This window comes from Orenia sp., from assembly GCF_055140805.1.
The window spans coordinates 1-23,856 of record NZ_JBSQYM010000030.1; the positions used below are offsets into that span (position 1 = coordinate 1).

Below are 23,856 nucleotides of genomic sequence, written 5' to 3' on the forward strand. Positions count from 1 at the left end.
ATGAGTGTGAGTGTGTGTAAAACTTCTTTTTATTGGGGTTTACTCACACTCACACACCCACTCACGCTAATTTTAAAAGTATCGCAATATCCCCATTAAGTTTCATTTTGAATTCACATACCTATAGTCCCAAAATCAATAACCACAGGTTTATGAAAGGAATGAATAGATGAAAGAGATTAATGATATAATTATAAAATTGGCTAATGATTTGAAAAAACAGAAAAAATCTTCTAATAAAAGGAGTGAATATTATAATAAAAAACTCAATATATATAGATTCTTATATCATACTTTTGAAGTCTGGCATAAATACTTTAACCAAACTGAAGTAGCCAAAAAAAGTAAGAACTACTTAACAGCAATCTTGGAAGAAAAGGTTGAAAGTAGTGAATTGGAAAGAGAAGTAGCCAAAGAGATTATACACCTCCTAAAAGAAGATAATAGTAAGATCTATATAGTTTTTGATTTGGAAACTACAGGTCTAAAACCTTGTAGTTGGGGAAGGATCATCGAAATTGCTGCAGTTAAAATCAGGATAGATACTAAAAATCATAGATTTGAAATCTATGATGAATTTCACGCACTAATAAATCCTGCTATGAAAATCCCTAAAAAGATAAGCAAAATCACAGGCATTACCACAGAAATGGTAGAAAATAAAGAATCAATTTATGAGGTATTACCTAAATTTGTAGATTTCATAGAAGAAGGAAGCCTCTTATCTGGTCACAATATTAAAGCCTTTGATATTCCCTTTTTAGATGCTGCTGTAGATAAATTCAAGTTCAACCGCCCTGACTATAAGAGTAAGGTTGTCCAGCTAGTAGATACCCTACATTTATCAAGAGAAAAGTTGCCAAATTTAGATAATCATAAATTAAAGACAATCGCCGATTATTTTTCAATATCTATCGAGAACCACCATCGAGCAATCGATGATGCTAGAGCCAATGCTCAAGTTTTAATTGAATTATTAAAATTATAAAGAAATTAGGTATTAGATAGTTATCAAATTAAATTGACCACCTCTTCTAATACCTAAGCACCTATATTATAAATCAAATTGCTCTCCTTTAAGGTAGTCAATTATATCATCTATATTTTTGACTATTACTAATTTTATTCCTGATACCTCCATCTGTTCAGCCTTATCAGCATTACCTATGGGTACAAAGAATATCTTAGCCCCCTCTTTCTTAGCTGCTGCTATCTTCTGTTGAATACCATCAATCTTACCAATATTACCATTTAAATCAATTGTTCCTGTTCCAGCAATCTTTAGACCATGGGTAATATCCTCTGGTATTAGACGATTATATATCTCCAAAGTAAACATCCCCCCTGCTGATGGTCCACCAATCTTACCAGCATTAATCTCTATATCAACGGGAAGATCATATTCTCTATTATAAGGTGTAATCAAAACACCAATCGATGGATTATCTGATTGTTCTTGCAAAGGTAGTGTTCTTAAATTATAGTTCTTCCTCTCATTACCCCTTTTAACAGTTACCTTAACCTCTTGTCCCATCTCTCTATCTTGAATCTTATCTACAGTCTCACTCATCAGATGAACTGGCTTATCATCAACTGCTACTATGATATCTCCTTCTTGTAATTTACCATAGGCATCGCCCTCTTCTAAGACCTTAACAACCTTAACACCTTCACCAGTTATCTTTGGATTATAACCAGCTTCCTTTAAAGCTACTGCTTTAGCCTTAAGTTGACTCTCTTTCATCATCTCTAACATAACTTCAGCATACTCTTTCATGTCAATTCCCTCAGGCTTAGGTCTTAATTCAATCAATTGGGGATGAAACAATTTAATATATAAATAGTCAAATAATCTAGCCTCTCTCATTGATACTGCTGTCAACATTATCTCACCTTTTATTGGATAAGATTTAGCTTTAACCTCTACCATTGGCTCTAAAGTTTTAGCAATGCCAGGTGAGATTCTATAATAATTAGTAGGACAAAAAACTAAAAAACCTACTATTAACAAACAGATGAATCCTAGTAGTAAATGTCTATCTTCTCTATTGAGACGCCTCATCAACACTCCACTCCTCTATTAACTTTTTAATCTTAGGTATAGAATCTTTAGTAGCTTGATATCCTAACTCTATACATTCTTCTGCCTTATCTAAACCAGTAGTAGGGATATGACCAACTTCAGGAATAATTAAGATATCAGCACCAGTATTTTTATGTTCTGCAATCTCCTGCTGCATAATATCAATGGAGTTGATGATTACATCAAAAATATTATTAATCTTAGTTCCATGGATTACGTTGTGACTAACTTCTACACCTACTACAATATCAGCCCCCATCTCTCTTACAGCAGTTACGGGAACTCTATTCAATACGGCTCCATCAACTAACACTCTACCATCCAACTCATAAGGTACATAAACTCCTGGAATCGACATACTAGCTCGAATACCATCAGCTACTAGCCCCTTTTTAATTACTACTTCCTCTCCTTTCTCAATATCTGCTGCTATTGCTACAAAGGGGAGTTTTAACTCATCAAAATCCTTTTTATGAGTTAGTAATTCAAAAAGCTCCTTTACCTTCTTTCCAGCAATCAATCCCTTTCTTGGTACAGTGATATCTGTCAAATGCTCCCACTTCAAGTGAATAGCTAGCCTTTCTAATCTGTTTAATGACAATCCAGCAGCATAAAAACCACCAATCACACTACCCATACTTGTGCCACCTAAGTAATCAATCTCTAACCCTTCTTCTTCAAAAGCCTTTAAAACTCCTAAATGAGCTAACCCTCTTGCTGATCCAGCACCTAAAGCTACACCAAGAGTAGGTTTCATCTTTTTATCACCCCATTCTATTTAATTAACTACAAATATTGTCTCTTCAACAAGTTTTGTGAAAATACTATATTCAAATTATTTTAAACATTTTTTTGCAACCAATCTCGCGAATGAACGCGAATTTAGATCAAAAGCTTTTCAATCTTTGATTTTAAATTTTTTAATCTCTAATTCGTGCGATTCGCGTTAATTCGTTGCCACTAATCTTAATTTTTAAATATATTTAAAACTTCAATTTCTATGTTTTTGTTGTAACTAAGATTATCTTTAATCACAAAGTTCATTGTTGAACCTAAATATTTATTCTTAACATTAGTTTGTATATTATTCAATAAAAATATAAAATTACCTTTATCTTTTAGATATTAAATTAATTGATAATAATTTCTAAATCATCTCCTAGAATACAAATAACCCTTTTTGAAGTCTGGGTATAAAATCTGCCAAAGGAATTATTCTCTGCTAAAATATTATGTATTAATTTTCCTAGAAATGCCTATATCTATAAATTAACATCTCTAAAGATAGCTATACTCTTTTGTAATTCTTACATCATAACCCCTTCAAAAATAAAAATCCCAGAGGATATCCTCTGGGATTTTATGTATATATTATTCTTCGATTGCCTCTACTGGACAAGCTCCTGCACAAGCACCACAATCGATACAAGCATCAGCATCGATTTCAAATTGAGTATCACCTTCAAAAATAGCTTCTACTGGACAAGTGCTTTCACATACACCACAAGAAATACAAGCATCAGTAATTGTATAAGCCATTACCTTCACCTCCACATATAATTATGTAATTACTAAACCTAAGATATTAATTATTAATTCAAAAATGACTGATTTATATGAAAATCAATCAACCTTAATTATATAAGTAATTCTCTTACGATAATAGGATAGCATATGTAATATTGCTTGTCAATAATAGATAAAAAAACATGAATGATAATCATTCTCTGTTGTATCTATGATTTATATTCCTGCCAATATCAGCTAACTTTTAGAATAAAATTAAAGTATGTCACTATATAGAGGACACTTTCGTGTCAGGAATCGGGAATCTGGAATCAGTCTGTTTTACTGACAACTGGTTCCTGACTCCTGATTCCTAAAAGTGTCTCAATATACCCATTAAGTTTCACTTTAAAGTTGCTTATATAGATGACTATATCTACTTAACCTATTCTTTATCATTAATCAATATTCTTTGTAAACCCCCCACTAAAAGAGCAACTCCCAATAATAAAGGAATTACATTTGTTAAAATCATATTAAGATTAATACCATTTAAACTTAGATTCAAGATTGAATATCCAATTAAAACAATTCCAAAGCCAACTAATAAGGACGGAAACTTACTAAAAGCAGCTAAAGGTTTAGGAATACGACCAGTTCCAATGTAGTAACCAGGATCATATTGATGCTTCTGCCACTCCTTTAACGATTGTAATTCTTCTTCAAATTGGTTAGCTTCTTCTATCAAATCTTCTGGATTTGAATTATTATAGTCATTAAAGCAATCTCCTAGCTCATTATATTGGTTTTCTAAATCATAATTGACCTTTGGCAACTTATCTACTAAAGCAACCTTACAATCATTACAGATATCAAAGCCTGCTCTGTATTCTAATTTACACTTAGGACACCAAGGCATTTTGATAGCTCCTCTCTTCTACTCTCCTATTACCTTATTTTTAGTCAAATCTATAATCTTTATTTAATCTCTATCTTACTTGATTCCACCTCTACACTAAGTTCTAAATCACCATCATTATATTCCCATTTACTACTCTTCATTCCATCTATCAGTACTACACTAGGTTTTAAATTGAGATTTCTAAATCTAATTAAATAACTGCTATACTCCAGTTGATAGCCATCTACCACAGTATCTATACTAACTTCTAATCTATCATTATAATAATGATATTTAAACTCCTTTAGATTATATCTTCCTTGCTGATAAGCAAAACTAAGTCCATCATCTTCATAGAGTCGATACTTACCTTCTCTAATATCAGTATTCAAATAGACATTGAACTCCAACTTCTCTACCTTCTCTTCCCCTACATAATTCATAGCTGGAGCTAGAGGCAGAATAGCACCTGCTTTAATAAAGATTGGCATCGTCTCTAAAGGTGCTTTAGCTATAATATGAGTTTGACCTTGATAGCTCTTTCCAGTCCAGAAATCATACCAGTTCCCTTTAGGCAGATAGACCATTCGTTCACTTCTATCTGGTTGATACACTGGAGCTACTAGGATACTATCACCGACCATAAACTGGTCTGAGAGATTATAGGTCTTTTCATCTTCAGGATACTCTAAAACTAAAGGTCTCATTACAGGCAATCCACTTTGATGGGATTGATAGAAGAGGTTATAGAGATGGGTTAAGAACCTATAACGTAATTTAATATACTTTCTAATTATTCCTTCATACACCTTACCAAAAGCCCAAGGCTCTTGATTGATATTATTAATAGCACAATGATTTCTAAAGAAAGGCATAAATAACCCTAGTTGTATCCAACGGGTCAGCAACTCCCCATCACTATTATCAGAAAAACCACCTACATCAGTTCCACAGAAGCTAATTCCAGAAAGGCCCATATTCATCAGCATCGGTATTGCCAACTCTAAATGAATCCAAAAGCTCCGATTATCCCCTGTCCAAACAGCTGAATAACGTTGAATCCCTGAAAAGCCTGCTCTTGTTAAGACAAAGGGGCGTTTCTCAGAATTATATCTCTTTAATCCTTCATAGGTAGCCTGCCCCTCTAATAACCCATATAGATTATGAAAACGACGATGGGTTCCCATATCACCATCATTATCATGAACTACCTCAAGATCCATAGTACTGGTCTTGCTGAAGATACCTGGCTCATTCATATCATTCCAAATTCCCTTAACACCTTGGTCTAACAATAGCTGGTGCTGATCTCCCCACCACTTTCTAACTTCTGCCTTAGTAAAATCTGGAAAGGTACAATCACCAGGCCAAACCTTAGCAATATAATGTTCTCCGTCTAGGTATTTGCAAAAATAATCATGCTTGATCCCCTCCTGGTATAACTTATAACGGGGGTCTTTTTTGACCCCAGGATCAATAATTGTTACTACTTTAAAGCCATCCTCATTCAAATCACTTAGCATCTGCTTAGGTTGAGCAAACTCCTTCTCATCCCAAGTAAAGACCTTATATTCATCCATATAATGAATGTCTAAGTGGATTACATCACAAGGGATATCCTTCTCTCTAAATTGCCGAGCTACCTTTCTCACTTCAGCTTCTGGATAATAACTATAACGGGATTGATGGTACCCAAGTGACCACTTTGGTGGCAGAGGCATCCTACCTGTTAGATCAGTATAAGATTTAATTATCTCTTTGATATTAGAACCATTGATAAAATAATAGTCTAATTTCCCACCTTCAGCCCAAAAAGAGTAATATTCTTTGGAGTTTAAACCTAAATCAAAATGGGTTTTATAGCTATTATCAAAATAAATTCCATAGCTCCTCCCTTGATTAAATCCAATTAAAAAAGGGATCGATTGATATAATGGATCTGTACTTGGTACATGGGGATTGAAGGTATCGGTATTCCACATGGTATACTCTCGTCCTCTCTTATCTAAATAACCAGTTTTCTCCCCAAGTCCATAAAACCTCTCTTGTGGCTTTAACTTTTTCCATGCTCTGACCTCATCCCCACTCCAACCAAGAGCATAGTCATTATAATCTTGATGAATTAGGTTGCCATCTAAGTCATAAAAACTTAAAGAGAAGTTCGTCTTATTGACCAAAATCTTTAAGGACTCTGTTCTAATCTCTAATCCCTCTGACCTATCTGTAATTTCAAAGTTATTATATTCCCAAACATGGTCAACCACTGCTGGAGTACTTTTAAAATCAACTTGATTGTCACGCTTAGCCATTATTACTCTAATGATATCACTTGTTAGAAACTCTAAAACTACACTGCCTTCTGCTAACCTTAAAAATAATCTATTCTCTGCTTGCTGATAATCTAACAATTTACTTAAAATAAAGTAATTATTACCTGTATTAGAAGCTCCTCTATCTATAATCTCTGAACTATTCATCTTATCAACTCCTACCCTTTGCTTATAATTTTTTAACTGAATCCCTTTTTACCAATCCTATCGGGAGTGTTAATCCATTATCTTCTACTTTCTTTCCAGCAATTAGCTTAATCAATAGCTCTGTAGCCTGCTTTCCTTTTAAGAAAACTGGTTGACTTACTGTACTTAAGGAAGGATGGAGAAATTCAGTATAAGGAAAATTATCAAAACTAACGATTGAAATATCTTCAGGTATATTTAGTTTCAGCTCATGTAACTTCTTATAAATTCCCATACTCATAATATCAGCAGTTGAAAAGATTGCTGTTAACTGCTGATTCTGCTTTAGTAATTTCTCAATACCATAATAACCACCTTCCATAGAAACACCTACATTACATATATTCTCCTTTTTAATAGGTAAATTTCTTTCAAGCAATGCTTTTTTATATCCTTTAAAGCGTTCCATATCAACACCATCTTCTATTAACTCACCACTAATTAGGCCAATCTCCTTATGTCCTAAATCTAATAAGTGCTTGGTAGCAATATAACCCCCATACTCATCATCAATTCCTACCTTATAAAACTCTTCCTGCTTAGTATAGCTATCAATCAAGACTATTGGAATCTTAACTTCACTCAAATTATCTATCAGCTTAGGAAAGGCCCCAATAATAATCAACCCATCTAAATCCCTTTGTAAAGTTATATTTTTAATTTTATCAACGGTAATTGTAGAACCGATAAGTAAGATACTATAGCCTTCCTTTGTACTTAGTGACTCTATACTATTGAGGATATTACCATAGAAGGGATTGTCAAAGTTAAAATTGTCCTTACTACCCTCACTTAATCTATCAGCATCTCCCCAATTAGGTATTAATACACCGATTAGATTACTCTTTTGCCCAACCAAATTACGAGCAGAGAGATTAGGTTGATAGCCTAACTTTTTAACAGCCTTTAACACCTTCTCTTTGGTCTCATCAGTTACATTTGCTTTATTATTAATTACATAAGATACTGTTGCAATAGAGACCTTAGCCTCTTTAGCAACATCTTTGATTGTCACACCCATAGTAACTTCCTCCTTAATATATAAACACTTTAGTAATGAGTGACAAGTGACGAATAATGAGTAAAAAACTTCATTAGTAACTAATTAACTATCACTTGTCACTACTTACTCGTTACTACTAGCTAAGTCTATAAGCTCTTGCTTCATAAGGTTTAAGCTCAACCTTAGCAATACTCTCATCTTCATCTATCTCATAATTACTTATCAATAGTTCTTTATTATCAAAGCTAATATCCTCTGGTAGGATAAATTCTGCCTCTGCTTCAAAGAAGTTAACAATAACTAATATCTGCTCATCAGCTAAAGTTCTAGTATAAGCAAAGATTGAATCATCATCTGCTAGCAATAACTGATAATCACCATAAACAATGACATCATTCTCTTTTCTTAATCGGATTAACTTTTGATAATAGTAAAAGATAGAATCAGGGTTATCTAATGCTTCTTCTACATTTACTTCTGTATAATTTGGATTGACCTTTAACCAAGGTGTCCCTACTGTAAAACCTGCATTCTCACTATCATCCCACTGTATTGGAGTTCTAGCATTGTCCCGCCCATTCTGCCAAATTGCCTCCATCATCTCTTGATGAGTATACCCCTTTTTAAGATTATCACGATAGAAGTTTAAGATTTCAATATCATTATAGTCCTCAATCTTTTCATACTTAACATTGGTCATTCCAATCTCTTCACCTTGATAGATATATGGGGTTCCTTGCATAAAGTGTAATAGTGTAGCCAACATCTTGGCTGACTCTAGACGATACTTCTTGTCATCACCCCAACGGGAGACAATCCGTGGCAAGTCATGATTATTCCAGAACAATGAATTCCAACCTTGACCTTTTAGTTCAGTCTGCCACTTACTTAGAACCTTCTTTAATTTCTTAAAATCTAGTGGCTTAGGACGCCATTTCCCTTCATCATCATCCCAATCAAGGGTCATATGTTCAAATTGGAAGATCATTGATAGCTCATTACGCTCAGGATCAGAGTATAGTTTAGCAATTTCTGGTGTTGCCCCCCAAGTTTCACCAACTGTCAAGACATCATAATTACCAAAGGTTGCTTGATTCATCTCCTGTAATAAAGGATGTAGCCTTGCTCCATTGCTAGTAATCTTCTGATCAACCTCTTTGCCTATTAAGTCGATTACATCCATTCTAAAGCCACCAATCCCCTTCTTTAGCCAGAAGTTCATCATCTGATGTACCTCTTTTTGAACCTGAGGATTCTCCCAATTCAAATCAGGCTGACGCTTACTGAACAGATGGAAATAATACTGTTCAGTCTCTTCATCATACTCCCAAGCCGGTCCACTGAAGATGGAAGGTATATCATTAGGCACTTCTCCATCTTTAGGGTCACGCCAGATATAATAATCACGATATGGGTTATCCTTAGACTTACTTGCCTCAATAAACCAAGAATGTTCATCAGAGGTGTGGTTAACGACTAAGTCCATAATAATTTTGATACCATGCTCTTTGGCTTGAGCTATCAACTCTTCCATATCTTCCATAGTCCCAAACTCTGGAGCAATATCCTGATAATCAGAAATATCATAACCATTATCATCCATTGGTGATTTATAGACTGGTGATAACCAGATTACATCGACTCCTAACCTCTCTAAATAATCCAACTTTTCAATAACCCCTTGTAAATCCCCAACTCCATTTCCTGTTGTATCTTTAAAACTTCGTGGATAGATTTGATATACTACTGCTTCATGCCACCATTTTCTTTCCATCTTTACCCCTCCTAAATAAGTTAATTACATCTTATAAGTATGTGAATTCAAAATGAAACTTAATGGGTATAGTGCGACACTTTTAGGAATCAGAAGTCAGGAACCAGTTATCAGTAAAACAGACTGATTCCAGATTCCTGACACGAAAGTATCTTAATATCTCTATATACCCTAGATTTAAGTTTAATTATAAACAATAGAGATTATAGAAAACAAAACAATTTAAACGTTTAAACTCCTGTTAAAAATAAACTACTCTTAACTAGAGCAGTTTTTAGATTTACTAATATTCTTATGTCAGATTATAACATTAGGTAATTCTATTGTAAAGAAGATTTTTAAAATTTCAATGTAAATGTGGGATTTCTAATATTAAAAGCTTCCCACATCCACACTGATATTTAGACCTCTTTAATAATCTCTATTTACAACTATATCAGCTAAATCTGTTAATATCTGATGATAGGGATTACTAGCCAAACCCTTAATCCTATCTTTAGCCTTATTGATATAATCTTTAGCTATTTTCATAGTATAGTCTAAAGCACCATTATTGCTTATAATCTCTTTAATCTCTTGACTATTCTCTACTGGATTATCTAGTAACTCTGCTAGCTTATTACCATAACCACTCTCATAAAGAGTATATAAGATCGGTAAGGTATAAACCCCTTGAGTAAAATCATTTCCTTCTGGCTTACCAATACTACTACTACTTTTGCTAAAGTCAAAAAGATCATCGACCAATTGGAAGGCCATCCCTATATAACGTCCATATTGAGCCAAGTTTCTAATTTGCCCTTTAGATAAGCCTGCACTACCTGCCCCTAATGCACAGCTTCCCTCAAATAACAAAGCAGTCTTACTCTTAATCCTTTTAAAATAGCCTTTATAAGTTACATCTAAATTATATCTATCTTGATGTTGTTGAATTTCACCTTCACAGATCTGTTTAATTACCTTAGATACCTGCTTGAGCTGTTGCTTTGTAGCCTCTCCAGCTAGGATATCAAAGGTCAAAGTAAAGAGATAATCACCAGCAAAGACAGCTACATCCTTACCATATTTTGCTTGTACAGTTTGGGAACCCCGCCGTAAATTGGCATCATCTATAATATCATCATGGATTAGGGTAGCCATATGAAGAATCTCTAAAGCAGCAGCTAATGACCAGACCTCTTCCCTCTTATATTCACCAAACTTGGCTGTTATCATCAGTAAAGCAGGTCTAACTCTCTTCCCACCTGATTTAGCCAAATCAGAAATAGCCTCTTGGATCAAGGGCTGTCTACTAACTAAAGAATCCTGTAAATAATCTTCAAATTCTAGTATCTCTTCTTTAATAATAGGAAATCTATCCCAAAACACCCTCTATCACCTACTTTAAATAATTTATATATCAATTCACCAAAGTATATTTATTCTTTTTAGTAAGTTTAAACTTATCCTTTAAATTAGCTGTAACATAGATTTGATTCTCTGCAGTAATCAATATTGCCTCTACACCAGCTAGATTATTAACTAATTCCAACCCCTGCTCTACACCCAAAATATAAGTGGCAGTAGATAAAGCATCAGCATCAAAGGAACTTTTAGCTACAATTGTAGCACTAATAACTCCCTTTCTAGCAGGATAGCCAGTCTTTGGATTCAAGATATGGTGATACCTGACTCCATCTTCAATAAAGTAACGTTCATAATTACCTGAAGTTACTACTGTTTTATTCTTCACATTTAAAATACCAACCACTTCACCACGGCTTTGAGCCTTAGGATCTTGAATTCCCACCTTCCAAGCAGAACCATCAGGTTTAGAACCTAAAACAGATACATTGCCACCAAGGCTAATATAAGCACTCTTTACCCCTTGATTTTTAAGTAACTCTATTACCTTATCAGCAGCATAACCTTTGGCAATACCACCTACATCTAAAACCATACCTGCTGTTGACAACTTAATACTCTGGCTTTTAGGCTCTAACTTTACCTGCTGATAACCTACTAGCTTTAGCTTCTCTGTTAATTTCTGCTTAGCAGGCACATGCTGTTTTTCACTACCTATACCCCATAATTTGACGATTGGACCGATAGTAGGATCAAAGTATCCCTGACTCAATCTAGCATAATTTAAAGATTTACTTACCACTAGATAAGTATCCTGACTTACTTTTACACTTCTTTTACCAGCAGAGTTATTGATCTGATTAATCTCACTATCTTCAATATTTAGGCTCATCTTCTGTTCTAACTGATCTATTAAAATAAAGGCATCATCGACTGTACTCTCTACATCTTGACCATAAGCCTTAAGTTGAACTATTGTTCCCATCTTATAATCACTTTTAAAAGTAGAATCTTTACTATTTGGAGTTGAACACCCAAATAAACTGATACTAATTAACAATATCAGGCAAAAAACTTCAAAGAATCTTTCTTTATTTAACTTCATTTTTATCACCACATATCCTTCTTTTAATTTTATGAATAAAGTCTAAAAATTAGTCAATTTAACAATGAAAGTTGTTCAAATATAGTCATCCAACTTTAAACTAAAATTTAAATATGTCGTTATAGAGAGATATTAAGACACTTTTCACTTTAGTGTATAGTGTAAAGTTGATAGTTAATAGTTAAGTTCAAAAACTTAAAACATAAGGATTTTAATCTTTTAACTATCCACTATACACTATCAACTATCAACTCAAAAAAGTGTCGCAATATCCCCATTAAATTTCACTTTACACTTTTAAACTCAATTACTTACTCACCATTTATTACTCATCCCTATCAACCAATTAGTTAATTAGTTCACATATTAATTTAAAATCATTATTAAATCAATTCTATTTTCAACCCTTCTTATCCTGCAAAAAATCATAATATTCTATAAAATTATAAAGGAATTATAAAATTATCATCGAAATATACTAAATAAAGGACTAATATATTCTTTTAAAAAATTTATAATTTTATTTAAAGGAGGGAAGCGATGAATCAGAAAATTGTTATTCTAGGAGCTGGTTATGCTGGGATTAAGGCTGCTAAAACCTTTAATAAAAAGTTTAAAAAAGATAAGTCAACTGAAATTACTCTAATTGACCAGCATCAAGATCATATTTTATTAACTGAACTACACGAAGTTGCTGGTAACAGAATTGCTAGTAATGGAGTAAAGGTTTCCTTAGCTGAGGTCTTTGATGATAGCAAAGTCAACCTAGTCCAAGATGAAATTACTGGTATTGATACTGATAAACAGCAGTTATTATCTGAAAATTCTATATATAACTATGATTATTTGGTCTTAGCAGTAGGTAGTGAGCCAACATACTTTAACATACCTGGAATGGAAGAACATGCCTTTGATCTCTGGTCTTTAGAGGATGCTAAAAAGATCAATGGACAGATTCGTACCATGTTCAGTTTGGCCTCTCAAGAGAAGGATATCAACAAGCGTAAAGAGCTATTAACCTTTACTGTTGGTGGTGGTGGCTTCACTGGAATAGAGGTAGTTGGAGAGATTGCTCAATGGACAGATGATTTATGTAAATTATATAATATCCCAAAAGAAGAAGTCAGCATCAAGGTTATCGAGGCTATGGATAAGATTCTTCCTGTGCTAAGTAAAAAGCGTATTGCTAAAGCAGAAAAATACCTTAGAGAAGAACTTGGGGTAGAGCTTCTTTTAAATTCTACTATCTGCAAAGTAGAAGAAGATGGTGTAATTATTAACAGTTGTCAACTAGAAGGAAATCAGATTGTTGATACACCTCAACAAGAAGATACAAAGATTAGAACTCAAACTCTAATCTGGACTGGTGGAGTTAAGGCTAAAGAGTTTGTAAAGAAATTAAGATTAAAATTAAATCATCGTGATAGAATCGAAGTAAATAATTATCTACAGACTTCTATAGAGAATATCTATGCCATTGGAGATAATACTTACTTTGAAACTGATGATAACTGGGTTATGCCCCAATTGGTTGAAGCTGCTGTGCAGGCAGGAAAATCTGTTGCTAATAATATCTATGCAGAGATTAGTGGTAAAGAGCTAAAAAAATTTAAACCACAATTACATGGAGTAATGGTCTCTATAGGAGCTAATTATGCCGTAGCAGAGCTTAAGCCTACTCCAAAAATAACTCTACCAATGTCAGGATTTTTGGCAATGATGACCAAACATCTGGTCAATATGCATTATCTATTTGAAGTTAATGGTTTGAGTTTAATTTGGGAATATATTGAACATCAATTTGCTGATGTTAAAGGAGGTATTGGTATGCTAGTAAGACACTTCTCTAAAAAGTCAGGTACCTATTGGTTGGCTATCTTGAGAATCTTCCTAGGATTGAGGTTCTTAATCGAAGCTATTCATAAAGTACAAGAAGGTTGGTTAACTGGATCTGAAGGTCAACTGGTCTCTGGAGCCTCTTCAGTCTTATGGAGTGATGGCACACCCCAAATCTACATTAATTTAATGAAGACCTTTGTTGCTCCAAATCAAGTGCTCTTCCAAAAAGTCCTTGTACTTACTGAACTAGGTGTAGGTCTTAGTTTAATCTTTGGTTGTTTAACAGTCTTAGGAGGACTTGCAGCAATGGGAATGAGTGCTAACTTTATCATCGGTGCTTTAGGATCAGAAGCAGGAATCTGGGAGCCAGTCTGGTTATTCTTAATCTCTTTAACTATGCTTTCTGGTGCTGGTAAAGCCTTTGGACTGGATTATTATTTAATCCCTTGGCTCTTTAATCTATCTAAAAAGAAAGTAACTTATGATAAAGATATTGCAGTTTGACCTTTACTCTTTAATTTTTCTAGACTAATTCCCACTATTTTTGGTGGTTTACTAGGATGAGTAGTAGTAATTATCAAAACATATTATCGTACTATGTCTTAGTTATTGGACAAGATAACTAGTTATTTACATAGAATCTTGTTTAATAATAAATATCATTTAAGGGAGGAAGATAAATATGAAGAAATTTTTTAGTTTAAGTCTAATATTCTTATTATCTCTGGTAGTATTAACAGGGTGTGCTGGCAAGCAAACTACTACAACTGAAGAAGAACCCCAGAAAAAAGTTGATACAGTAACGACAGCTTCAATAGTAAGTGATGAAAATTCTTTTGAAAAGGCTATCAGTAAAGATGGTACTTGGATCGTAGCTGCATTAAATGATTTAACCTTTGACCATGAGATTGTAGTAGAAGGTGAATTCCACAATAAAGGTAAAGCTAGTAATGATTTATATCGTAAATTAGCTCCTTATGCTCAAGATGAAAACCATAATATCACTGAAAAGTATACTATTACTGCTCCAAAGATGATTATCAAGAGTCCAAATACTAGATTACAAGGTGGTATCTTTGTTGGTGATATTTATGTTGAGGCTAATGGCTTTAATGTAAATAAAGCTACAGTTAAAGGTAATATCTACTTTGCTAAAGAAGAATATAAAGATAGCTTTACAGTATCTAAAGGTGAAGTAACTGGTGTTACTGAAGTAAAGTAAAATAATATAACTATAAAGTATCTAAAGATAAAAGCATAACAAAGACCCCAGGTATATATCTGGGGTCTTTTGTATTTACACCCTATCAATAACTATCTCATCTAAGGATAGTCGTGGTCTTGGTGCTGGATTATCTACTGCATAACCTATCGGTAATACTGCTACCGCTTCTATATTATCATCTAATCCTAACAAATCTCCTAGCTTCTTCTGATTAAACATCATTAACCAGCAACTACCTAAGCCTAGCTCAGTTGCTTGTAAAGCCATATTCTCAATAGCAATAGATAGATTTAAATGTAAATATCTTTTAGTATCCTCTTCACTCATCTTCCTACCTCTATAATTAGAAAGATCCATCTTTTCCAATGCAGTACCCTTTAAAGCCCCTACTTCATGTAATTCTCTAAGTCTATCACCCATACTTTCTAAAGCTTTATAGTCAACACAACAGACAATTGTAACAGGAGCATCTGCCACAAAGTCTAAAGTACACCCCTTTAACTCTTCTCTCATCTCATCAGATTCTACTATAATAAATCTCCAGGGCTGTAGATTAGTACCTGATGGTGCCAGCCTAGCAGCTTCTAAGATTAAATCTAAATCTTCTTTACTCACTTTATCTGATTTAAACTCTCTAATACTTCTTCTCTCTCTAATGGCTTCTTTGACATTCATTATTTATCACTCCTATTTAATCTTTATAGTTGTTTGTTATGTATTTCTCTTAACCTTTTTATTATTTCTAAATTAAACCTTTATTATCAACCTATTTAGACCACTCCTTTTTAATATGTAATTTTTTTTATTACATTTGTAATAAAAATATTATCCTACTATCTATTCAAAAGATTAGTATAGTAGGATAACTCTAATGTAATTATAATTATTACATTTGCTTTTGTCAAGAGTTATTTTCTTCACATCTTTTTTTTAATATATTAAAGATATCTTGAATAGTGTACTCTTCTAAAAATTCTCCTACCTTCTCTTCTGCTTGATAGAAGATAACATCTAATACATCTTCAATATTGGCACCAATCTCACAATTACAGCTATGGCACTTAGGCTTTAGTGTGTTCTTAGATGTTAATCTATAGATATCATTAAGGGATATCTGTTTTGCAGATAGCTTTAAGATAAAACCACCTTTAGCCCCCTCTTTAGATTCAATATATCCATTCTTTCTTAATAAACTCAATATCTTTCTAACTCTTACTGGATGAACTTTCATACTCTCTGCCATAGACTTACTTGTCTCCATCTTCTCAGGACTATAAATCAGCAATATCAAACTATGTACAGCAAGAGCAAAATCACTATTCATCATAATCATATAACCCCTTTTTAATTTCTTATTTTCTCCATTGCTAGTATAAAACTTACAAATAAATATGTCAAGGAATTTAAAGGATTATTGATATATTATCTTAAAAATTTAATCTATTTGATTAAATTTCATAAAACCTTAAAAGAATTTATACAATTCAAAACTAATAGAAGGTAAGCAAGTTGCTTACCTTCTACTTTATTTTAAAGATTGATATTTATAGGGTTTTTTTGATCGTGGCTTATCAATGATCTCCTTAAATACTATACCTCTAAGAATACTCTCGTCAACAGAATCTAAATCAATCACTTGAAATCCTTTGCTATCTTTAATTTCATCTTGCTTCTTCTTATTCTTTTTATCTTTAATCTTCTTATTTTTAACAGAATCTCTTTCTTTCATTTGACTTATCTTGTTATGATATTCTTCTTCTATCTCTTCTTGAATCTTATCTTTTTGCTGGCTGATAGAATTATTATTGACCTCTAAAGGAGTCTCTATTTTTTTATTATCAACCCTGGTTTTTGGAGAGATTTTCTTCTGAGATTTACCCTTCTGCTGATTCTGATCAGTCTTCTCTGTGGAAGTCTTAATCAATCTACCAATTCCTGCAATTATTATCCAGACTAAAAAGGGCATAATATCTTCTATAAAATCCATTTATATCAGCCCCTACTCTTTATCTTTTTTCAAAGGCTTCTCATGTTTATTTCCAGAACCTAAGCTAGAGATATTCTCTCTCATCTGAGTATCTGCTTTAAGGTTCTGTAAATTCATATAGTCCATTACTCCTATCTTACCAGTTCGTAAAGCCTCTGCCATAGCTTTAGGAACTTCTGCTTCTGCCTCAACTACCTTAGCTCTCATCTCTTGTACTCTAGCTTTCATCTCTTGCTCTTGTGCTACAGCCATAGCTCTTCTCTCTTCAGCCTTAGCTTGAGCAATCTCTTTATCGGCTTCAGCCTGATCTGTCTGCAATTGAGCACCGATATTCTTTCCTACATCAACATCAGCAATATCAATCGACAAGATTTGGAATGCTGTACCAGAATCTAGGCCTTTGCCCAAGACAGTCTTAGAAATAGAGTCTGGATTCTCTAAAACCTTAGTATGGGCTTCAGCTGAACCAACAGTAGTTACTATACCTTCTCCAACCCTTGCTAAAATAGTCTCTTCTCCAGCTCCACCAACTAAGCGATCAATATCAGCTCTAACTGTAACTCTAGCAGTTGCCATTACTTGAATACCATCCATAGCTACTGCAGTTACTACTGGTGTCTGAATTACTTTAGGATTAACACTCATCTGCACTGCTTCTAATACATCTCTACCAGCTAAATCAATCGCTGTAGCTTGCTTAAAGCTTAAATCAATCTCAGCTCTTTGAGCAGCAATTAAAGCATCTACTACTCTATCAACATTACCTCCTGCCAAATAATGTGTCTCTAACTGTTCTGTTGTTACATCTAATCCAGCCTTATGAGACTTGATCATTGGACTAATGATATGGGTTGGTATAACTCGACGTAATCTCATTCCAACAAGATTTAATAGACTAATTTTAACACCTGCTGCAATAGCGGAAATCCACAGTCCTACTGGAATAAAATAAAAGAATACAGAGAGAAACAAAATACCAAATACAATAATAAAAATCGCTAAGCCTCCAGTCAACTTTATCACTCCTTGTCATTTTTTTTACTTCTTACTCCTTACTCTTCACTGCCCTAACAACTACTCTACTTCCTTCAACCTTAATTATCTCTACCTCTTCACCTTTAGCAATAAATCCACCTTCACTGACCACATCCAATCTGTCACCATCAACCTCCACAATTCCTGCTGGTCTTAAAGGGGTTAGACTGTATCCTACCTCACCCAATAAAGTAGCTTCTTTGGGAGCAGCTATATAGCCTTCATCCTTCGTCTGACTCTCTTCTAAGGAGATTCTTTGCCATAATCTAGTTGTACCAAAGACTCTAACAAGAATTACTGTTCCAATAATTGACAGAATAAGTACAGTAGCTAAAACCATTAAAGCAATATCTGGTGTTGGGAATAAGAAATAAAGGCTAGCAAAAATAGCTATCAATCCACCAATACCTGTTATACCAAAGCCAGGTACTACAAAAATCTCCAAAGTCATTAAAATTATACCTATTAGAAATAGTATGATCAGTCCCCAGCTTGCTACACCATTGATAATATATCCACTAAAAAACAATCCCAAACTTACTAGACCTACTGTACCACCTACTCCCCAGCCAGGAGCTAAAGCTTCAAAGACTAGAGCTATAAACCCTACAGTTAATAATAAGATACTGATATTAGGATTAGTAACTACTCTTGCCAACTTTTCAGCAGTAGTAGCTTCAACCTTTACTACCTTGCCTCCTGATAAATCTAATTTCTCTAATAGCCCCTTAAAATCATCAACTAGCAAATCAGCCATCCCATGCTCTAAGGCCTCACTAGCAGTTAAGGTTAATAGTTTATTCTTGGCTATAATACCTTTGACCTCTATATCCTTATCAACCATAGCTGCTGCTAAATCAGGGTTCTTTCCTCTTCTCTCTGCAGTTGCTTTAAACTCTTTACGCAAAGCTGAAATATACTTCTCTTCATTAGGTCTAGTTTCAGCAGCTCCCATACTAGTTCCAGCAAGCATCACCAACTTATCAGATGAAAGTGCAATTAATGCCCCTGCCGACCATGCCCTATTAGCCACATATGTAACTGTAGGCACCTTAGTAGCAAAGATAGCATCTTTAATTTTAATCCCTGAGTCTACCAAGCCACCATAGGTATCGATGTTAAAGATAATAGCATCAGCCCCTGCCTCTTCTGCTTCTGCTATCCCTTTTTTAACCAGCTTTAACATTCCAGGATTTACAGTACCCTTAATTGGTATTTGGTATACTAAATTTGAAGGTCTAGCATCTACTTCTAAGCTGAGTAGAGAACTTAGCAATACTAATAAAGAAAATAAAATAGTTATTCTCTTTATCATCTATTCACCTCCTTTCTTGAAATTATTAAGTTATTGGATTTATTAAATAATTATCCAAAAGAATAAAATCACCTTTAAATCCTGTTATAAATAATTATTTATATATTATCAACTCTTTGTGTTAGCACAAAAATGCTGTAATAGAGAGATAGTGCGACACTTTTACTTCAGTTCACAGTGTACAGTTGACGGTTTACAGTTAAGGTCTTTAAAACCGAAGGAAATTTTTGTTTGAACGAAGCAAAAATTGAGCTAGAATTTAGAGTTCAATTAAATTTTGGCTAAAGAATCTAATTAATGGTAATAGTTAGTACTCTGATTACTGAGTGAGTTTAATTTTCTTCTTGATTTTTTGGTTACTTTTTCATCAAGGAAAAACGTAACCCGCCCTTAGGCGGAACCTAAGATTTTGTCTACTTTTTAAAAGTGGAAAGTGTCGCAATATCCCCATTAATCGATTTTAGTGCCTTCACCTGTTAGTATTTAGCTAATAGTAACAATCATCCTCAAATATCAAGGGGGATGATAATTTTATTAATCTTCATCTGTTAATTTTAAAATGTAATCATAGGCTACTAAAGCAGCTTTAGAGCCTTCACCTGCAGCTATTATGATCTGCTTAAAAGGAACAGAGGTCACATCTCCAGCTGCAAAGACCCCTTCCACACTGGTTTTACATTCACAATCAATTACTATCTCATTATAACGATTTAATTCTAGCTTATTGTCTATAAAATCTGTATTTGGAGCCAATCCAATCTCTACAAATACTCCATTAATATCCATCTCTTTTTGCTGATTATTCTTCTGATCCTCAATCACCACACTATTAACCAATTCTTCACCTTTTATCTCTAATAACTGATGCTCTGTCAAGATATCAACATTATCAAAATTATCTAATTTGTCAATTAAGATTTGGTCTGCTGTTAACTTGTCTAAATCTTGAATTAAAGTTACTTGCTCAGCAACCTTAGCCAAATCAATACTAGCTTCTACTCCTGAATTGCCACCACCTACAACTATCACCTTCCTTGCTCTATATAAAGGAGCATCACAGGTAGCACAATAAGAGACACCTCGACCTGTTAACTTTTTTTCCCCTGCTATACCCAAAGTTCTTGAAACCTTTCCAGTAGCAATAATTAAGGCACGAGCTTGATAAGTCTTTTCTGCAGATGTACTAACCTTCTTAACCCTTTCATTAATATCTATAGATGTTACCTTTGATCTCTCTTCAAATCCTATTTCAAACTGCTCTACCTGAGCTTTAAACTTCTCAACCAACTGCGCTCCCTCGATATATCTATAACCGATATAATTCTCTATGTCGATAGTATATAACAACTGCCCACCTATATCTTCAGTAATTAAACCAGTATCGATTCCCTTTCTCATACAATAAATTGCTGCAGAAAGTCCAGCTGGGCCTCCACCTATAATCAATATCTCATAGATTTTTTCACTATCTAAAGGAATAGCTTTATTCTCTCTATTTCTTTTATCAAACTGCTTTAAGTCTGATTTAGCTTCCATCTATTTATCCTCCTCGTATAATAATATACTATAAGATTTATTCTATGAATGGTTACTACTTTATACCACTATTTTTCTCGATTCTTCTGTATTTTATTTATTAATAGGAAGTTTAGTAAGCATAAAAGCTTGTAGCAATATAATAACTTACATAATATAGAGATAGTGTGATACTTTTAAATATCAGTGTTAGTGGGTGTGTGAGTGTGAGTAAACCACCCTCTCCTAAATCCTCTCCCTGATAAGGAGAGGACTTAAGTTCCTCCCCTTTTAAGGGGGACATTTAAAAATTGAGATTCCACGAAGAGTTTTTGGTCTTTTAAAAACTCGTAGGGGAGGTTAGGTGGGGGCATATTACTAGGTGGGGGCATATTACTAAACTGTCGCAATATCCCCATAAAAATACTATTACCCTAGCAAAGTAGTTAAATATGATATGTAATTTATATTTGCTTGAAAGTACTATCAAATAAAAAAGCAACAGTACTATTCAAATAATACTGTTGCTCTTTGATTAGATAGATATTATTCATTTTTAGGAGGTAATTCATGGCAAAATATTTTAGCAATGATTCTCATTATCATTATAAACTTTAATATATCTTTTGTCAACCATTATAACTATAGTCATCCAACTTTAGATAGTAGAATTGGATAACAGTAGATAGTAAAAATTTGTTTGGGTATTTTTCCATCACAAAGAGTTCAAAGAACTCGTAGGACGAGTAATGAGCCAAAATCAAAAAAGATAAACATACTATAAATTATCTTAGATTTACAATTTAACAACATTGTTATAGTACTTATAACTTTTTAGTAAATATCATTGATAACCAATATCGTTTATGTTATAATTGTTAATTGTTGTATAAATAAAACCTCTTCAACTAATGGAATTTATAATTGCAATATTTTTTTAGGAAGTTATAAAGGCTTTAGCTATAGTTGTCAGTCATCTAATAACCATTAAAATTAAAAATAAAAAAAGGAGAGATTTAATAATGAAATCAACAGGTATCGTTAGAAAAATTGATGATTTAGGAAGAATTGTTATTCCAATTGAACTAAGAAGAACTCTAGGAATTGATGTTAAAGATCCTTTAGAGATTTATGTAGATAGCAATAAAATCATATTTAGAAAATATGAACCAGCCTGCACCTTCTGCGGTAATGCTGGAGATACTATAGATTTTAAAGGAAAGATTATCTGTACTGAATGCCTAGGTGCAATATCTAGCGAGGATAAAGGTGCTTAATTCTATAAGATGAAAAAGTAGCAGGAAATTTCCTGCTACTTTTTATATTTAATAAAGATTAATCTAATTTGGCTAACTTATAAGCAAAGTAATTATTTATTATACCATCATAGGTTCTAATCCTCTGCTGATAATAATTATACCTTCCCAATACTTTAAATAAATAATTATTATATAATTCATCCAAATCTTTAGAACTTGCCTTAGCAAACCCCTGATTATAAGCAACTATAATCTTATCAATATCACCATTATATTTATTATAAGCTAAACCTAGATAATAGACAGCAAATCTAATCCCCATATCTGTTGGGTTTAATACTCCCCACTTATTATAAGCAAGATCAATTCTTTTAGCAATCCATTTGGCTGTATCAATTCTCATACTAGCAATCCCAATACTAGCCCCTGAATCATAGTCATCCCGTGACACAAAGTTAGTCTCAGTCTCTAAAATCGCTGTTACTAACAATGGATCAATATTTACTTGAAACTCCTTTGAATAATAATCTGACCAATAGATAATCCCTTTAGCATATTCCTTAACCCTAGCCTTAGATAGCGTAATATTGGCATTATGGGCTATATTATGGATATACTTAATTCGATAACTAATATAATTCTCTAAGGCCTGACAATTATAAGCATAAAGGTTCACATTAAAACTAAATACTATAATTAACACCAACAGAATACTCAACCTAAACTTCACTCTCAATACCTCCTATACTTATAAACTAATGTATCTTATATTTAGTACACCAATAAAATCTAATTCTAACCACTATTAAATACTTATATAAGTAAAAGAACAATTATTACATATAATTTATTTTATGTAAAAAAATACCTATTAACAAATTTTATATTATCATACTATTCTATATATTGTCAATTGTGAATAATTTTTAATTTTCTTTACCTATAACTTAAGATTAAAGGACAAAGATGTATATTGAATACAATTATATATTTATTAACAAATATTAAGTTATTAACAAATATTGATCAAAGGTAAAAAAATCTCTTTACTTCTTGCTAAATAGCTATAGGTCTTAATATAGTAAAAATAGTAGAACAGGCTAATTATACTATATTAATATATTTTCCAGATTATGCAATATTAATCATCTATATAGGTCTTATTTTAGGCCATTAATCCCTTTGAAACTAGAGTTAAATTCAATAAATCAATAACCTTTGCTACAATTATTATTTTAGCTTATTATAGTAAGTTTTAAAGCTCTTAAATTCTTTAATTTGAATTTTTGCAGGTAAAATAATTGCCTATGTAGAATTAATTAGTCAAAGTAATTTATATATGTAAAGAATTTAATTTTGCCTCTTCAACAAGTTTTGTAAAAATACTATATTTAAATTATTTTAAACATTTTTTTGCAACGAATCTCGCAAATGAACGCGAATTTAGAT

Annotated in this window: 20 protein-coding genes; 4 read left to right on the top strand and 16 right to left on the bottom strand. The window is 33.1% G+C overall.

The features are described from left to right. Positions 1-169 precede the first annotated feature (169 nt). Positions 170-988, top strand: coding sequence for a 3'-5' exonuclease (locus tag ACTCDL_RS04730; protein ID WP_463174414.1), 819 nt, complete (start codon positions 170-172; stop codon positions 986-988). Between the two features lie 66 nt (positions 989-1,054). Here the strand turns inward: ACTCDL_RS04730 and ACTCDL_RS04735 are convergent, their stop codons facing one another. The 9 genes from ACTCDL_RS04735 to ACTCDL_RS04775 form a co-directional block, all read right to left on the bottom strand. Further along, on the bottom strand, positions 1,055-2,062 hold the full coding sequence (locus ACTCDL_RS04735; RefSeq protein ID WP_463174416.1) for a YlbL family protein: 1,008 nt from the start codon (positions 2,060-2,062) through the stop codon (positions 1,055-1,057). After that, positions 2,046-2,840 (bottom strand): patatin-like phospholipase family protein, encoded by a 795-nt coding sequence (locus ACTCDL_RS04740; RefSeq protein WP_463174419.1) that lies wholly within the window; start codon positions 2,838-2,840, stop codon positions 2,046-2,048. The genes ACTCDL_RS04735 and ACTCDL_RS04740 overlap by 17 nt, the downstream gene beginning before the upstream one ends. A gap of 614 nt (positions 2,841-3,454) precedes the next feature. Continuing rightward, positions 3,455-3,622 carry a DUF362 domain-containing protein gene (locus tag ACTCDL_RS04745; protein ID WP_463174420.1) on the bottom strand — a complete coding sequence of 56 codons (168 nt, stop codon included), beginning with the start codon at positions 3,620-3,622 and terminating at the stop codon, positions 3,455-3,457. Between the two features lie 412 nt (positions 3,623-4,034). Beyond that, positions 4,035-4,508: a hypothetical protein gene (locus ACTCDL_RS04750; protein WP_463174422.1), complete on the bottom strand. Its 474-nt coding sequence runs from the start codon at positions 4,506-4,508 to the stop codon at positions 4,035-4,037. 59 nt (positions 4,509-4,567) lie between these two features. Then, positions 4,568-6,967, bottom strand: coding sequence for a glycoside hydrolase family 31 protein (locus ACTCDL_RS04755; RefSeq protein ID WP_463174424.1), 2,400 nt, complete (start codon positions 6,965-6,967; stop codon positions 4,568-4,570). Positions 6,968-6,989: 22 nt separating this feature from the next. Next, positions 6,990-8,027, bottom strand: a complete 1,038-nt coding sequence (locus ACTCDL_RS04760; protein WP_463174425.1) for a LacI family DNA-binding transcriptional regulator — start codon at positions 8,025-8,027, stop codon at positions 6,990-6,992. A gap of 118 nt (positions 8,028-8,145) precedes the next feature. After that, the gene (locus tag ACTCDL_RS04765; protein WP_463174426.1) at positions 8,146-9,783 is read right to left on the bottom strand and encodes a glycoside hydrolase family 13 protein; all 1,638 of its coding nucleotides are present in this window, start codon (positions 9,781-9,783) and stop codon (positions 8,146-8,148) included. Positions 9,784-10,194: 411 nt separating this feature from the next. Next, entirely contained in the window at positions 10,195-11,151 is a 957-nt protein-coding gene (locus tag ACTCDL_RS04770) for a polyprenyl synthetase family protein (protein ID WP_463174427.1), read from the bottom strand. A gap of 31 nt (positions 11,152-11,182) precedes the next feature. Further along, positions 11,183-12,232, bottom strand: coding sequence for an FAD:protein FMN transferase (locus ACTCDL_RS04775; protein ID WP_463174429.1), 1,050 nt, complete (start codon positions 12,230-12,232; stop codon positions 11,183-11,185). A 540-nt stretch (positions 12,233-12,772) separates the two neighbouring features. Between ACTCDL_RS04775 and ACTCDL_RS04780 the strand changes: the two genes are divergently transcribed. Together ACTCDL_RS04780 and ACTCDL_RS04785 are read left to right on the top strand one after the other, a co-directional pair. Then, the gene (locus ACTCDL_RS04780) at positions 12,773-14,575 is read left to right on the top strand and encodes an FAD-dependent oxidoreductase (RefSeq protein ID WP_463174430.1); all 1,803 of its coding nucleotides are present in this window, start codon (positions 12,773-12,775) and stop codon (positions 14,573-14,575) included. Positions 14,576-14,753: 178 nt separating this feature from the next. Continuing rightward, positions 14,754-15,293 carry a hypothetical protein gene (locus tag ACTCDL_RS04785; protein WP_463174431.1) on the top strand — a complete coding sequence of 180 codons (540 nt, stop codon included), beginning with the start codon at positions 14,754-14,756 and terminating at the stop codon, positions 15,291-15,293. 75 nt (positions 15,294-15,368) lie between these two features. Here the strand turns inward: ACTCDL_RS04785 and ACTCDL_RS04790 are convergent, their stop codons facing one another. The 6 genes from ACTCDL_RS04790 to ACTCDL_RS04815 all read right to left on the bottom strand — a co-directional run bounded on the left by ACTCDL_RS04790 (position 15,369) and on the right by ACTCDL_RS04815 (position 21,169). Further along, entirely contained in the window at positions 15,369-15,971 is a 603-nt protein-coding gene (locus tag ACTCDL_RS04790; RefSeq protein ID WP_463174433.1) for a nitroreductase family protein, read from the bottom strand. Positions 15,972-16,197: 226 nt separating this feature from the next. Next, entirely contained in the window at positions 16,198-16,623 is a 426-nt protein-coding gene (locus ACTCDL_RS04795) for an Rrf2 family transcriptional regulator (RefSeq protein WP_463174434.1), read from the bottom strand. A gap of 198 nt (positions 16,624-16,821) precedes the next feature. After that, positions 16,822-17,283 carry a hypothetical protein gene (locus ACTCDL_RS04800; RefSeq protein WP_463174435.1) on the bottom strand — a complete coding sequence of 154 codons (462 nt, stop codon included), beginning with the start codon at positions 17,281-17,283 and terminating at the stop codon, positions 16,822-16,824. Between the two features lie 12 nt (positions 17,284-17,295). Beyond that, on the bottom strand, positions 17,296-18,297 hold the full coding sequence (gene floA / locus ACTCDL_RS04805; protein WP_463174436.1) for a flotillin-like protein FloA: 1,002 nt from the start codon (positions 18,295-18,297) through the stop codon (positions 17,296-17,298). 31 nt (positions 18,298-18,328) lie between these two features. Continuing rightward, positions 18,329-19,633 carry an NfeD family protein gene (locus ACTCDL_RS04810; protein WP_463174439.1) on the bottom strand — a complete coding sequence of 435 codons (1,305 nt, stop codon included), beginning with the start codon at positions 19,631-19,633 and terminating at the stop codon, positions 18,329-18,331. 534 nt (positions 19,634-20,167) lie between these two features. Further along, the gene (locus ACTCDL_RS04815) at positions 20,168-21,169 is read right to left on the bottom strand and encodes an FAD-dependent oxidoreductase (RefSeq protein ID WP_463174441.1); all 1,002 of its coding nucleotides are present in this window, start codon (positions 21,167-21,169) and stop codon (positions 20,168-20,170) included. Positions 21,170-22,170: 1,001 nt separating this feature from the next. Here ACTCDL_RS04815 and ACTCDL_RS04820 point away from each other — a divergent pair. Next, positions 22,171-22,425: an AbrB/MazE/SpoVT family DNA-binding domain-containing protein gene (locus tag ACTCDL_RS04820; RefSeq protein ID WP_463174442.1), complete on the top strand. Its 255-nt coding sequence runs from the start codon at positions 22,171-22,173 to the stop codon at positions 22,423-22,425. Between the two features lie 58 nt (positions 22,426-22,483). On the opposite strand, the gene ACTCDL_RS04825 is transcribed toward ACTCDL_RS04820, so the two are convergent. Next, on the bottom strand, positions 22,484-23,137 hold the full coding sequence (locus ACTCDL_RS04825; protein WP_463174443.1) for a transglycosylase SLT domain-containing protein: 654 nt from the start codon (positions 23,135-23,137) through the stop codon (positions 22,484-22,486). Positions 23,138-23,856 lie beyond the last annotated feature (719 nt).

What these genes read in the sequence shown, in the direction of transcription:
- ACTCDL_RS04730 (WP_463174414.1), top strand. Translation starts at nt 170, where the DNA reads ATGAAAGAGATTAATGATATAATTATAAAATTGGCTAATGATTTGAAA.
- ACTCDL_RS04735 (WP_463174416.1), bottom strand. Translation starts at nt 2,062, where the DNA reads ATGAGGCGTCTCAATAGAGAAGATAGACATTTACTACTAGGATTCATC.
- ACTCDL_RS04740 (WP_463174419.1), bottom strand. Translation starts at nt 2,840, where the DNA reads ATGAAACCTACTCTTGGTGTAGCTTTAGGTGCTGGATCAGCAAGAGGG.
- ACTCDL_RS04745 (WP_463174420.1), bottom strand. Translation starts at nt 3,622, where the DNA reads ATGGCTTATACAATTACTGATGCTTGTATTTCTTGTGGTGTATGTGAA.
- ACTCDL_RS04750 (WP_463174422.1), bottom strand. Translation starts at nt 4,508, where the DNA reads ATGCCTTGGTGTCCTAAGTGTAAATTAGAATACAGAGCAGGCTTTGAT.
- ACTCDL_RS04755 (WP_463174424.1), bottom strand. Translation starts at nt 6,967, where the DNA reads ATGAATAGTTCAGAGATTATAGATAGAGGAGCTTCTAATACAGGTAAT.
- ACTCDL_RS04760 (WP_463174425.1), bottom strand. Translation starts at nt 8,027, where the DNA reads ATGGGTGTGACAATCAAAGATGTTGCTAAAGAGGCTAAGGTCTCTATT.
- ACTCDL_RS04765 (WP_463174426.1), bottom strand. Translation starts at nt 9,783, where the DNA reads ATGGAAAGAAAATGGTGGCATGAAGCAGTAGTATATCAAATCTATCCA.
- ACTCDL_RS04775 (WP_463174429.1), bottom strand. Translation starts at nt 12,232, where the DNA reads ATGAAGTTAAATAAAGAAAGATTCTTTGAAGTTTTTTGCCTGATATTG.
- ACTCDL_RS04780 (WP_463174430.1), top strand. Translation starts at nt 12,773, where the DNA reads ATGAATCAGAAAATTGTTATTCTAGGAGCTGGTTATGCTGGGATTAAG.
- ACTCDL_RS04785 (WP_463174431.1), top strand. Translation starts at nt 14,754, where the DNA reads ATGAAGAAATTTTTTAGTTTAAGTCTAATATTCTTATTATCTCTGGTA.
- ACTCDL_RS04790 (WP_463174433.1), bottom strand. Translation starts at nt 15,971, where the DNA reads ATGAATGTCAAAGAAGCCATTAGAGAGAGAAGAAGTATTAGAGAGTTT.
- ACTCDL_RS04795 (WP_463174434.1), bottom strand. Translation starts at nt 16,623, where the DNA reads ATGATGAATAGTGATTTTGCTCTTGCTGTACATAGTTTGATATTGCTG.
- ACTCDL_RS04800 (WP_463174435.1), bottom strand. Translation starts at nt 17,283, where the DNA reads ATGGATTTTATAGAAGATATTATGCCCTTTTTAGTCTGGATAATAATT.
- ACTCDL_RS04810 (WP_463174439.1), bottom strand. Translation starts at nt 19,633, where the DNA reads ATGATAAAGAGAATAACTATTTTATTTTCTTTATTAGTATTGCTAAGT.
- ACTCDL_RS04815 (WP_463174441.1), bottom strand. Translation starts at nt 21,169, where the DNA reads ATGGAAGCTAAATCAGACTTAAAGCAGTTTGATAAAAGAAATAGAGAG.
- ACTCDL_RS04820 (WP_463174442.1), top strand. Translation starts at nt 22,171, where the DNA reads ATGAAATCAACAGGTATCGTTAGAAAAATTGATGATTTAGGAAGAATT.